At 71.5% G+C, this 11693-nt stretch carries 8 protein-coding genes, 1 pseudogene and 2 riboswitches; of the genes and pseudogenes, 6 read left to right on the top strand and 3 right to left on the bottom strand.

Annotation, left to right across the window (positions count from 1 at the left end; genetic code table 11):
• Positions 1-132: 132 nt before the first annotated feature.
• Entirely contained in the window at positions 133-3351 is a 3219-nt protein-coding gene (gene gcvP, locus E0504_RS42260; RefSeq protein ID WP_112104567.1) for an aminomethyl-transferring glycine dehydrogenase, read from the bottom strand.
• A gap of 86 nt (positions 3352-3437) precedes the next feature.
• A riboswitch (glycine riboswitch) is annotated at positions 3438-3551 on the bottom strand.
• Between the two features lie 3 nt (positions 3552-3554).
• Positions 3555-3649: riboswitch (glycine riboswitch) on the bottom strand.
• A gap of 433 nt (positions 3650-4082) precedes the next feature.
• Here gcvP and E0504_RS42265 point away from each other — a divergent pair.
• On the top strand, positions 4083-4490 hold the full coding sequence (locus E0504_RS42265; RefSeq protein WP_071060030.1) for a ChaB family protein: 408 nt from the start codon (positions 4083-4085) through the stop codon (positions 4488-4490).
• A 98-nt stretch (positions 4491-4588) separates the two neighbouring features.
• Here the strand turns inward: E0504_RS42265 and E0504_RS42270 are convergent, their stop codons facing one another.
• Positions 4589-4864, bottom strand: coding sequence for a hypothetical protein (locus tag E0504_RS42270; RefSeq protein WP_112104568.1), 276 nt, complete (start codon positions 4862-4864; stop codon positions 4589-4591).
• Between the two features lie 299 nt (positions 4865-5163).
• Here E0504_RS42270 and E0504_RS42275 point away from each other — a divergent pair, with 299 nt between their 5' ends.
• On the top strand, positions 5164-6018 hold the full coding sequence (locus tag E0504_RS42275) for a hypothetical protein (RefSeq protein WP_112104569.1): 855 nt from the start codon (positions 5164-5166) through the stop codon (positions 6016-6018).
• Positions 6015-7106, top strand: coding sequence for an iron-containing redox enzyme family protein (locus tag E0504_RS42280; protein ID WP_112104570.1), 1092 nt, complete (start codon positions 6015-6017; stop codon positions 7104-7106). The genes E0504_RS42275 and E0504_RS42280 overlap by 4 nt, the downstream gene beginning before the upstream one ends.
• A gap of 482 nt (positions 7107-7588) precedes the next feature.
• Here the strand turns inward: E0504_RS42280 and E0504_RS42285 are convergent, their stop codons facing one another.
• A complete protein-coding gene (locus E0504_RS42285) occupies positions 7589-9385 on the bottom strand; it encodes a reverse transcriptase domain-containing protein (RefSeq protein ID WP_243657864.1) in 1797 nt (598 codons plus the stop codon).
• 1041 nt (positions 9386-10426) lie between these two features.
• On the opposite strand from E0504_RS42285, the gene E0504_RS42290 reads away from it, so the two are divergent.
• From E0504_RS42290 to E0504_RS42300, 3 genes and pseudogenes are all read left to right on the top strand, one after another.
• Positions 10427-10729 (top strand): hypothetical protein, encoded by a 303-nt coding sequence (locus E0504_RS42290; RefSeq protein WP_112105319.1) that lies wholly within the window; start codon positions 10427-10429, stop codon positions 10727-10729.
• 60 nt (positions 10730-10789) lie between these two features.
• Positions 10790-11143 carry a hypothetical protein gene (locus tag E0504_RS50880; RefSeq protein ID WP_243657865.1) on the top strand — a complete coding sequence of 118 codons (354 nt, stop codon included), beginning with the start codon at positions 10790-10792 and terminating at the stop codon, positions 11141-11143.
• A 70-nt stretch (positions 11144-11213) separates the two neighbouring features.
• Positions 11214-11644: pseudogene (locus tag E0504_RS42300) on the top strand (transposase); the annotation flags it as partial.
• Between the last annotated feature and the right edge of the window lie 49 nt (positions 11645-11693).

The following is an 11693-nucleotide window of genomic DNA, read 5'->3' on the forward strand; positions in this document are numbered from 1 at the left end:
GATTGTGCCAAGGACGCACGACACGTCCATCGCCGACCCCTCGGGAGACACAACCGAGATACGACAGAAGGCCGCTCCGTTACCTGACGAACCTGGTAATGGAGCGGCTCTCCGCATCCGGCGGTGCAGGCGTCAGGCCGGCGTCGCCGCAGGTAGGGGGACCCGCACCGGCTCGGCCGTCGCGTCGAACGCCTCCACCGGCGGGCAGGTGCAGACCAGGTTGCGGTCGCCGTAGGCGCCGTCGATGCGCCGCACCGGCGGCCAGTACTTCGCCGCGCGCAGCGACGCCACCGGGTACGCCGCGACGGAACGCGGGTACGGGTGCGCCCACTCGTCCCCGGTGACCATCTCCGCGGTGTGCGGGGCGTTGCGCAGCGGGTTGTCGTCGCGGGGCCACTCCCCCGCGCCGACCTTCGCCGCCTCGGCCCGGATCGCGATCATCGCGTCGCAGAACCGGTCGATCTCGCCGAGGTCCTCGCTCTCGGTCGGCTCCACCATGAGCGTCCCCGCCACCGGGAACGACATGGTCGGGGCGTGGAAGCCGTAGTCGATCAGCCGCTTGGCGACGTCGTCGACGGTCACGCCCGTCTCCTTCGTCAACGGCCGCAGGTCGAGGATGCACTCGTGCGCGACCAGGCCGTTACGTCCCGCGTAGAGGACAGGGTAGTGCGGCGCGAGCCGGCGGGCGACGTAGTTGGCGTTGAGCACCGCCACCGAGGTCGCCTCGCGCAGCCCCTCCGCCCCCATCAGCCGGATGTAGGCCCACGGGATCATCAGGATGCCGGCCGACCCCCACGGTGACCCCGAGATCGGCCCGACCCCGGTCTCCGGGCCCGCCTCCGGGCGCAGCGGGTGGTTGGGCAGGTAGGGCAGCAGCTTCGCGCCGACCGCCACCGGCCCGACCCCCGGACCGCCGCCACCGTGCGGGATGCAGAAGGTCTTGTGCAGGTTCAGGTGGCTCACGTCCGCCCCGAACCGGCCCGGCTTCGACAGCCCGACCAGCGCGTTCAGGTTCGCCCCGTCGACGTAGACCAGCCCGCCGGCGTCGTGCACCACCGCGCACGCCCGCGCGATGCCCTCCTCGTACACCCCGTGGGTGGACGGGTAGGTGACCATCAGCGCCGCGAGCGCCGGGGCGTGCGCGGCCGCCTTGGCGGTGAGGTCGTCCAGGTCGACGTTGCCCTCCGCGTCGCACGCGACGACGACCACGCGCATGCCGGCCATCGCCGCGCTCGCCGCGTTCGTCCCGTGCGCCGACGACGGGATCAGGCAGACGTCGCGCACCGGGTTCCCGGCCGCGGCGTGGTCGCGGTGGTAGGCCCGGATCGCCAGCAGGCCGGCGAGCTCACCCTGGCTGCCCGCGTTCGGCTGCACCGAGACGCCGGCGTACCCGGTGATCCGGGCCAGCCACTCCTCCAGATCCCGGATCATCGACACGTAGCCGGCGGCCTGGTCCAGTGGGGCGAACGGGTGGATGTCGGCGAAGTCCGGCCAGGTGACCGCGGCCATCTCGGTCGTCGCGTTGAGCTTCATCGTGCAGGAGCCGAGCGGGATCATGCCGCGGTCCAGCGCGAAGTCGACGTCGGCGAGCCGGCGCAGGTAGCGCAGCATCGCCGTCTCGGACCGGTGCGCGTGGAACACCGGATGCGCCAGGTACGGCTCCTCCCCGGTGCGGATCAGCGCCGCCGGGAGGGCCGGGCCCGCCGCCGGACCGGCGGCCGCGGCCGGCCCGTCCGCGCCACCCACACCGAAGGCGGACCAGACGGCCCGCAGGTCGGCCGCCACGGTCGTCTCGTTGCAGGAGACGCCGACATGGTCGCCGTCGACGAGACGCAGGTTCACCCCGTGCGCGAGCGCGTCGGCGACCACCTGGGCCGCACGCCCCGGCACCCGGGCGAGCACCGTGTCGAAGAACCCGTCGTGGACGATCTCCACCCCGCCGGCGCGCAGCCCGGCGGCGAGGCTCACGGCGTGCCCGTGCACCCGGGCCGCGATCCCGGCCAGCCCCTCGGGCCCGTGGTAGACGGCGTACATCGACGCCAGCACCGCCGGGAGCACCTGCGCCGTGCAGATGTTGCTCGTCGCCTTCTCCCGCCGGATGTGCTGCTCACGGGTCTGCAGCGTGAGCCGGTAGGCGGGGTTGCCGGCCGCGTCCACCGAGACCCCGACGAGCCGGCCGGGCAGCGTCCGCTCCAGACCCGACCGGACGGCGAGATAGCCGGCGTGCGGCCCGCCGAAGGACAGCGGAAGCCCGAACCGCTGGGTGCTCCCGACCGCGATGTCCGCGCCGAGCGCGCCCGGCGAGCGCACCAGGGTGAGCGCGAGCAGGTCCGCGGCGACCGTCACCACGATGTCGCGTTCCCGGGCCTGCGCGATCACCCCGCGCAGGTCCCGCACCTCCCCACCGGCCCCCGGGTACGACAGCAGCACGCCGAAGGCGTCCCCGAGCACGTCGGACGGCACTACCGAAGGCACCTCGGACGGTGCCGACGGCGCGGCGGACTGCGCGGGAGCGGCCGGTCCGGCGGCCGGCCGCTCACCCGGGGCCGGCGACGGACGTCCGGTGAGCCCGTCGCGGAGGTCGACGACGAGCACGGTGATGCCGAGCGCCTCCGCCCGGGTCCGGACCACCGCGATGGTCTGCGGCAGCGTGTCGGCGTCGATCACGAAGGTCGAGCGGCGGCCCCGGGCGGCCCGGTGGGCGATCTGCATGGCCTCCGCCGCCGCCGTCGGCTCGTCCAGCAGCGAGGCGCCGGCCACGGCGAGGCCGGTCAGATCCGTGATCACCGTCTGGAAGTTCAGCAGGGCCTCGAGCCGCCCCTGGGAGATCTCCGGCTGGTACGGCGTGTACGCCGTGTACCAGGCCGGGTTCTCCAGGACGTTGCGCTGGATCACCCCGGGCATGACCGCCGGGTGGAAGCCCAGACCGATCATGGAGGTGACCCGCCGGTTGTACCCGGCCAGCCCGCGCAGCTCCGCGAGCACCTCGGTCTCGTCGACGGCCGGGGGCAGGTCCAGCTCGGTGTCCCGGATGGCCGCCGGCACCGCCGCGTCGGTCAGCCCCGTCAGCGAGCCCAGCCCCAGCAGGTCGAGCATCGCCCGGCGGTCGGCCTGGTCCGGGCCGACGTGCCGGTCGGTGAACCTCGGGACGAACCCGGCCGGCAGCCCCGGCCCGGCGGTGTCCGGTCGCGCGGATCCGGTGGACTCCGGTCGCGGCGGGGCCTGGCGGGCCTGCGTGTCGCCGCCGTTCCCGGACGCCGCCTCGGCGGCAATCCCCCTGGCCGCGTCCGTCGCCACGGCGGGTGCCGCGGTGTCGGAAATCGGTGTCTGTGTGGTGGTCTCGATGGTCATCGCGCGCTCCGGAGGTCGAGCAACGCCGGAGGCACCCCCGCGATCGGTGGTCACGGCGGCGCTCCCGCGTCGCGGCGGGCCTCCCCCTCTGTCATGGGCCTGAGAGCTTCGCCGGCCTGCCATGCCACCCGGAGCCTCCCGAGAGACGCGGCGGCCGGCTTGCACCGTCGGCGGGACGCTTGCGCGTCCGCTTTTCAGAGTCGCCTGACCCGGCGGTCTTGGGCCTGAGAGTTTGCGGGGAGTTCTTGCTCCTTCGGCGCCCCGGGCCACGGCCCGGAGCTCTCCCGCACGGGTGTGAGCGGCGCGATGTGAAGTTGTCAGCCCGCGGCGAGCGGGCCGTCCTGAGGCCAGGCTAATCGGCCTCGGTCCCGGCGGCCAACGATCCCGGCGATCTCGAAACAGGCACGAAACACGATGTCGACCAGGCTGAGAACTGCCTCACACCCGGGGCGTCGGTGCCTCGCGGCGGCGGTTCCCGTGCCTCGCGGCCACCGCCGTACCGCCGTACCGCCGTGCGGTTCACGCGCCGTGACCGGGGAAGTGTCCTCGAGGCGGCGTCCAGGGCCGCGGGCGGCCGGAAGCCATGGCCGCGACAGGGCCCGAGGACGGTCGGGCAAAGGGGCCGGCGGGGCGGCCGGCCGGCGAAGGAGGGAAACGGGATGGCCCGAGGGATCAGGTCCAGGAAGTCCTCCAGGAACGGCGGGAGCGCGAAGCGGGCGAAGACGGCGCGTATGCGCACGGACGTCCCCTCCACCGTCGCCCGTTCCGACGACAAGGCCGTGCGTACATGGAAGGAGACCCACGACTCGGCGGTCGAGAGCTACGGCGAGGGTGAGCGTGCGCACCGCACGGCGTTCGCAGCGCTCAAGCACACACACGAGAAGGTCGGGGACAACTGGGCCCCCAAGGAGGGCGGCCGCCGCGGGCCCTCCGACGAGCAGGCCGCGCGCCCCACCGACAAGGCACTTTCCGACCCGCTTCCCACCGCCGAAGGCGTGGACGAGAAGGCGTCCGTGAAGCACCTGCGGGAAATCGCCCGGCAGCTCGACATACCGGGCCGCTCGACGATGAACAAGGCCGACCTGATCGAAGCCGTCAGGAAGGCGAACCGGCGGGCCACCGCGGCCGCCCGCGGCTGACTCCCGGCCCCCGGCGGAAAACACCGCCGGGGGCCGCCCGCCGGGCCGCCGCCTGCCGGTCAATACCTCCGGCGGCGGTCACTCCGGGGCTCCGGCGGTCACTCCGGCTGTTTCGCGTCGCGGAACTTCGCCGCCTCGACGTCGCTGCGCGCGCCACCGCGCTCCCCCTCGAAGAACGACTCGGCAAGGCGGTCGTGTGAGGTCTGGTCCGTCACCTGGCGGGCCATCTCCTCGTCGGAGAGCCCCTGGCCGGCCGGCGCGGTGTGGGTGGCGGTGTAGGTGGCGGCACGGGCACGCGGCCGGGCCTCGCGGGCCGAGGGCCGTACCGGCTGTCCCGTCCTGGTCTTCGTGTCGTTCCTGGCCTGTTGCCCCATGCTCGCCCTCCCACCATCCGTCCGGCGGCACCGGCCTGCCGGCATTCGCCCGTTCCGGTGGCTGATCCCTGCCGGCATTCGCCCGTTCCGATGGCTGATCACCGCGGCCGCGACGAGCCGGCCGCGATCCGCCACTGTCGACATGCCCGGACCGCGCCCTCATCACCCCCGCCTGTCCCGCGGCGCCGAGAGGTTTTTCCGGGGCCCGGACGGACATGTAGCCCGCGCCGGCCTCGGGACGTGACGAGGTCGTATCCCGAGCGCGCTCTGGCGACGGGCCGCGCGACGAGAGGCGAGCCATGTCCTTCTACGACAAGGTCGAGTCGACGTTCTACGGCTGGTGTGTGGAACGTCTGCTGACCACCGCGGAGCACGGCGGATGCCTGGCCGGCGGGATCCTGGAGATCGGCTCGGGGACGGCCGTGCCGGTGGTGCGGGCCCTGCTGCGCTCCGGCTCCGACACGCGGGTGCACGGATTCGAGCGCGACCCGCGGGCGGCGGCGACGGCGCGGCGCGCGATCGGGCTGACCCCGCTGCGCAACTACGTCGTCGACGAGGGCGACTTCTTCACCGCGGTGCCGACGGCCGCCCAGCGCTGCGTGATCGGGAACCCGCCGTACCTCCCGGCCGAGCCGGGCACGTCCTGCGCGCCGGACCTCTGGGGCGGCCCCCGCGGCGCCGAGGTCACCCAGGACGTCCTGGACTGCGGGCTCGACCTGGCGATGCTGATCGTCTCCTCGATCGCCGACCCGCTGGGAGTGCTCCGGTTCGCCCGTGATCGGGGCTACTCCGTCACCGACTGGATGGTCACGCCGATCCGCTTCGGGAGGTTCTGCCGGGACGCCGGGGTCCGCGCCCGCATCGGCGATCTCGCCGGCCGCGAGCAGGCGTTCTTCGCCCCCCACTCGTACCTGATCGCCGGGGTCACCTTCGTGCGCGACGCCGGCACCCGGGACCAGAGCGCCGTGCTGGGGGACGTCCTGCGCGCCGCCGGCCGGGCGTCGGAGGTCGCCGATCCGCAACCCCGGGCGGGCGGGGCCGTGGTGGGGGCTCCGGCCGGGACAGAACGGGTTGTGGCGGGAGCGCAGGCCGGAGCCGCGAAGCGGGCCGGGACGGCGGCGCGGGCCGGGACAGCGCAGCCGGTCGGGCGATGAGGACGGGGCGGCCCCCGGACCACTCCGCGGGATACGGGACCGTGTTCACCCCGGCGGTGCTCGAGGCGCCGCCGCTCCCGGTTCCCCGTGGCCCCCTCTCCGAGTACCTCGTCGAGCTGCTCGGCGGCGACGTCCGGCCTGCCGCCGGGTGGCCGAAGCCGGCGGACGACGCGCTGTTCGGCGAGGACGGGGCCCTCGCGCTGCACTGCCTGTACGAGCTTCACTACCGGGGATTCCGCGGGGTCGACGACCGGTTCGAGTGGGAGCCCTCGCTGCTCGCGTTGCGGGCGGAGCTCGAGGGCGACCTGGAGCGCCGCCTGATCGACCTGGCCGGCCCGGACCCGTCCCCCGCGGGGGACATCACCTCCCCCGCGGGGGACATCACCGCGGAGCTGCGCCGGGTGATCTCCCAGCCGGGAGGCCGTTCCTTGTCCGGCCGCCTCGCCGAGCGGGGCAGCCTCGATCAGTTCCGCGAGTACGCGACGCACCGCTCGCTCCTCCAGCTGAAGGAGGCCGACCCGCACACCTGGGCCGTTCCCCGCCTCACCGGCGCCGCCAAGGCCGCACTCGTGGAGATCCAGGCGGACGAGTACGGCGGTGGCACCGAGCGGGACATGCACCAGAACCTCTTCGGCCTGACCATGCTCGAGCTGGGCCTGGACCCCTCGTACGGCGCCCACGTCGACCGCCTGCCCGGAGGCACCCTGGCCACCGCCAACGTCCCGAGCTTCTTCGGCCTGCACCGGCGGTGGCGGGGCGCGCTCGTGGGGCACCTGGCGGTCTTCGAGATGACATCGGTCGAGCCGATGGGCGCCTACGCCGCGGCCCTGCGGCGGCTGGGCCTGCCCTGGAGCGCCCGGCACTTCTTCGAGGTCCACGTCGTCGCCGACGCCCACCACCAGAATCTCGCGGCGGAGTCACTCGCGGGTGGCCTTGTCCGCGCCGAGCCGGCGCTCGCCGGCGACGTCCTGTTCGGTGCCCGGGCAACCATGGCCGTCGAGGGCTACTGCACGGAGAACATCCTCGCCGCCTGGGACCGCGGGGAAACGGCCCTGCTCCCGTGTCGGGGAGAACCGAGCGCCCGCTAAGTGGGTCGTCGGTCGGCCCGCGAGGGCTACCTCGGTGAGGCGCCGCGGTGTCAGCCTCGGTGTGGCACGCCGGGATCATCGATGCGAGGCGTGCCATCCACGCGTAGCCCACGAAAGTGCAGGTAGAGGCACATGTAGGGCAATGGTTCGTGTCGGCCGGGGTAGTTGAACCCCACGCCCCAAATGAGCGCCGTAGCGTCCGCTCCCCACCCGGTGGGCCGGTCGGCCGATCGCTACCCCGCGGTCACCACGCTGATCGCCACCGTCGTCGCACTGAGCTTCCTGTTCGGGACCGGCAGCGTCGGGGCACTGGGCACTGGGCACTGGGCATCAGACTCTCCAGACCGTCAGCGCCGGCCATGGCCGGGTAACGGGGACGCATTGCTGCGCCCCCGTCCCCTCAGAGACCGTGCGTGCGCCTTCCAACGCACACGGCTCAAGCAGCCCGCGTGGGCGTGCAGTCTCCACAGTTGCTGTCCGTGTCAACCGTGTCCGCCGTCTGGGTGATGGTGGACGCAGTCGGCGTGCACGTGTATCCCCGCGTGCATTGTTCTTGTCGTGATTGTGTGGTGCCCGGCCCGGCCGTCCGCGTTTCCTGTGACGACGTCCTTTCGTTCGATCGCCGTGCGGAGCATGCGAAACCAGTTCTCCCATTGTCTGGGCGAGTCCGGTATGCGGTCAGCGAACAGCAGACTGCGGCCGCAGCCCGGGCATCTGCCGCCCTGCACGCGTAGAACGCGTTGGATGGACGGTGCCAGCGGTGGGCTGTGATGGGCCTGCCGTCGACGTCGGTCGGCCCAGTAGTCGGCGAGGGCCGGGTCGTCCGGAGACGATCGGCCCGCGACCATGACGTGCCGGATGATCGGAGTCCAGGCGTATTTGTGCAGATGGGCGCCGGTCTTGTGGTCTCCGAACACCCACTGGTCGTTCCTGGACTCGTGAAACGGGCCCCAGTAGCGTTGCCTGATCCACTGTCGGCCCTTGTTGGGGTGGGCGCCCCGCGCCCACTGGTCGAGCTGCACCCACAGGACCTGGTCCAGCCCGCTGAACGCTTTCTTTGCCACCCCTGTCCGGTAGTAGGCCGCCTGCCCTCTGACAATGGGGTTCAGCGTGCCTATCACTGCCGAGGCGGGCTGTCCCCGCAGCGCCCGTAGCTCGGCTTTCATCCGCCGCCGTATCCTGGCCAGCGCCTCCCTGCTGGGTTTGATGAGCAGTTTCGGGCCGTCCTTCGTCGGGTAACGCCGGACGTTGAATGAGAGGAAGTCGAACCCTTTGATGTCGGTGGTGATCCGGGTCTTTGCCTCGTTGAGGCGCAGACCCTTCGGAGCCAGCCAGGCAGCAAGGTGCTCACGCGCCGTTTCGGCCCGTTCCCGGCTGTGGCAGAGCACGACCAGGTCATCGGCGTAGACGACGACGGCGGGGCAGTCCCGTGCCAGTTCTCCGTTGCTCCGGTATCTGACCCCGGCGGCTTCCTCTATACCCTGTAACGCTACGTTGAGTAGCAGCGGCGAAATCACCCCACCCTGGGGAGTTCCCTTCAAGGTCGGGGCATACCGGTTGTTGTCGACCACTCCCGCCCGCAGCCACTCCGCTTTCTGCTTCCGCGCAGGGAAGCCAGCAAGGCGGCCGAGCAGGTGGTCATGGTCGATTCTGTCGAACGCGGCCTGAAGGTCCGCGTCGAGGATCCACCTGCGTTTCGCTCCTTTCTTACCCCCGACGGAGAAGATCTTCTCGATCGCGTCATGACAGCCTCGTCCTGGCCGAAAGCCATACTGGCAGGAATCCAGCCGGGCTTCCCACTCGGGTTCCAGCGCGTTTTTCACCCGGTTCTGCTGGGCGCGATCCGCGATGACGGGTATACCGAGTGGTCTGCGTTTTCCGTTTTTCTTGGGGACATGCACCCGTCGGACTGGGAGCGGGGCGGAGCCCGCCCCGTGGCGTTGTAGCCACCGGGCCAGTACCGCTCGCTGCCGGGAGGTCATGGCGACCTCGCCGTCGACTCCCGGGGTCCTTCGGCCGGCGTTGCGCTGGGCTACCTGCCGCACGCTGACCAGCGTGTTGGCGCGGCTACGCAACATCAGTTTCTGCAGATTTCGGGCGCGTTCGATGTCGCCCGCCTGCGTCGCCTTGAAGATCCTCTGCCGTAACCGCGCTACCTGCTTCTCCTGCGACGGCCAGTCGATGGCGTCCCAGTCCGGCAGGTCCTCGGGTCCGTTCACCCCGACCTCGGGCGCGGCCGATGCCGCCACCACGGCGGTGCTGGTCGTGTCCTGCGTCAAGGCGCCCAACGTGCCCCTCGGACTCGGGCGGTTCCTCGTCATCGGTGTGTTCACAAGGCCACCTGGCTCACGTCAGCTCCCTTTCCGGCCCAGGCAGGGCCTGGTATGCGGCCAGTTATACGGGCGCGGCCGGTTGAAGGTCCCGCCATCTGCCCCCGTCTTCCTGCTGCCTTTCGGCTGCCGCCGTTCGCTTCTTGAGCCATCCTTTCCCGCCGCGGGATTAGACCCCCCTTGCGGTCGGCTTACCGGAGCCGGTCACCTCTCCGGACCTCGACGGGGTTTCCGCGTTCCGCACATGTGAGATACGGCCGGGATTGGGTGCCCTCTCCGCCCCGGGGCCATGGTGCCCATACGGCCAGGGCAGAGAACCCCAACCGCCATCGCCGTCTCTCAACGGCAGGCCCTGGACGCCGGTCCTACCTTCCATCTCCGGCGCTTCTGATTACGAGGCTTCCATCAAGGGTTCACCTTATTCACCCTTCCGGCCTTCCCTCGCCTGTTCCCGACGGATGGATATCGGTTCTTGGGCTTTTCCCCGGGCTTCACACCCAACGCGTGGAGTGCACGCGCGCGCATGCCAGGGCAGGGACAGGCTCCCGAGCACTGCCTGGAGACTCAGTACCGTCCCACGGTCCTCCATCCACTGGTCTCACTCACTCTGTGCGACCTCGTCGTCGCAACCCTGGTCCAGAACATCCGCCGCGGCCACTACGAACTCGGAACCAACACCGACCTCCACCGGATCGGAGGCTGCGCAAACGGTTCCGGGAGCGCGACTGAGGGCTGTCCCTGGCCCCCTCGGGGGTCGATCGGACGCCGGTACGTCCCCGCCGGGCTCGAGCCTTGTCCGGGGTGCGGGTGGGTGACGGTGCTGTGGTCGGGGTGCACCGTGTGCGATCCGAGGTCGGCGGTGCCGGCCCTGCCGACGCTGCGAGGGTGATCCCCGGCCTGAACAGCCCTACGGCCTGGGTACCAATGGATGGTAAGCCGGCCCGCCGGCCGGTCGACTCGACATCTGTACCCGCGTCACAGGAGGCAGCAATGGCGGAGCATTTCGTATGGATGACGACGCGAAGGATCCGACCGGACACGTTGGCGGACTTCGAGCGAAGCTGGCGGCCCGATCCGTACCCGGACGGTCTGCGCCACGCCTACGCATACTGGTCCGAGGACGGCACCGAGGTAGTCGGCGTCTCGTTCTGGGACTCCAAGGAAGCATGCGACGCCTGGCGCACCTCGGCCGCCGAGGCGCACCGTCGGGCAGCGATGGCGCCCTACGTGGTGGAGGAACACGAGGCGTTCTACCGAGGCCGCGAGTTGGCGGTGCCCGCGCACCACCGGTAGCCCTTACCGTGCCAGTACGGGTCTGGCCGTAGTCCTCGGCGAAGGTGACGTCGCGGACCAGTGGAGACGGTTCTCGATGGTGTGGGGCTCCAGAACCCCGATTTGGCGTTGACCTGCTCGTTTGTCTGCGGGACAGAGCCCGCCTCGAGCAGGCTGGACGTCGTGGTGTGGTCCCGGCTCTACACCCTGACACGCGGCGCTCTCGGACTGATGCTGCTCCGAGTCCGCGGGGACACCGCAAAGGACGTAGAGCTCCTCGTCCTGCGACATCAGGTGGCGGTGTTGCGACGGCAGGTGAACCGCCCGGCGCTGGAACCGGCGGATCGCGTGATCCTCGCAGCCCTGTCCCGGCTGCTGCCCCGAGCCCGCTGGGATCACCGGGCCTGCATGGCGGTGTGGCGGTCACGGACGTGAAGCGGCCACCGGGTGATCCTCGGGGGTTGTGTGGACCATCGAAGATTGACCAGTGGCCGCGGGCCACAGCATGAATAGCGGCCGTTGGCGGGCTGAGTTCGACTCGCTCGTCGACCGGGTGGTGGGCCGGTTCGCCCGGGTGGAGGTCCGCCGCAGGGTGGGGCCGTTCCTGCTCGGGCTGACGGCGGGCCTGGGCCGGACGAACTGCTGGACCGTCTCTGAACACGCGGTCGAGGCGTCGCCGCACGGGATGCAGTGGCTGCTGTCGCGGGCGGTGTGGGACGCCGACGCCGTCCGGGACGACCGGCGCGGCTACGTCGTCGAACGGCTCGGCGACAGCGGCGCGGTGCTGGCCATCGACGAAACGGACGACCTCAAAAAGGCGAACGGACGGTCGGGGTCCAGCGGCAGCACACCGGCACCGGCGGAAGGATCGAAAACGCCCAGGTCGCGGTCTACCTGGCCTACGCCGCCGACAGGGGGCACGCGTTCGTCGGGCGGCCACAGGCCCTTCTCGGACTGAGTCCTCGCCCGGTCGCCCTGTTGCGTC

The organism is Parafrankia sp. BMG5.11 (assembly GCF_004337455.1).

What these genes read in the sequence shown, in the direction of transcription:
- gcvP (WP_112104567.1), bottom strand. Translation starts at nt 3,351, where the DNA reads ATGACCATCGAGACCACCACACAGACACCGATTTCCGACACCGCGGCA.
- E0504_RS42265 (WP_071060030.1), top strand. Translation starts at nt 4,083, where the DNA reads ATGCGCACGGACGTCCCCTCCACCGTCGCCCGTTCCGACGACAAGGCC.
- E0504_RS42270 (WP_112104568.1), bottom strand. Translation starts at nt 4,864, where the DNA reads ATGGGGCAACAGGCCAGGAACGACACGAAGACCAGGACGGGACAGCCG.
- E0504_RS42275 (WP_112104569.1), top strand. Translation starts at nt 5,164, where the DNA reads ATGTCCTTCTACGACAAGGTCGAGTCGACGTTCTACGGCTGGTGTGTG.
- E0504_RS42280 (WP_112104570.1), top strand. Translation starts at nt 6,015, where the DNA reads ATGAGGACGGGGCGGCCCCCGGACCACTCCGCGGGATACGGGACCGTG.
- E0504_RS42290 (WP_112105319.1), top strand. Translation starts at nt 10,427, where the DNA reads ATGGCGGAGCATTTCGTATGGATGACGACGCGAAGGATCCGACCGGAC.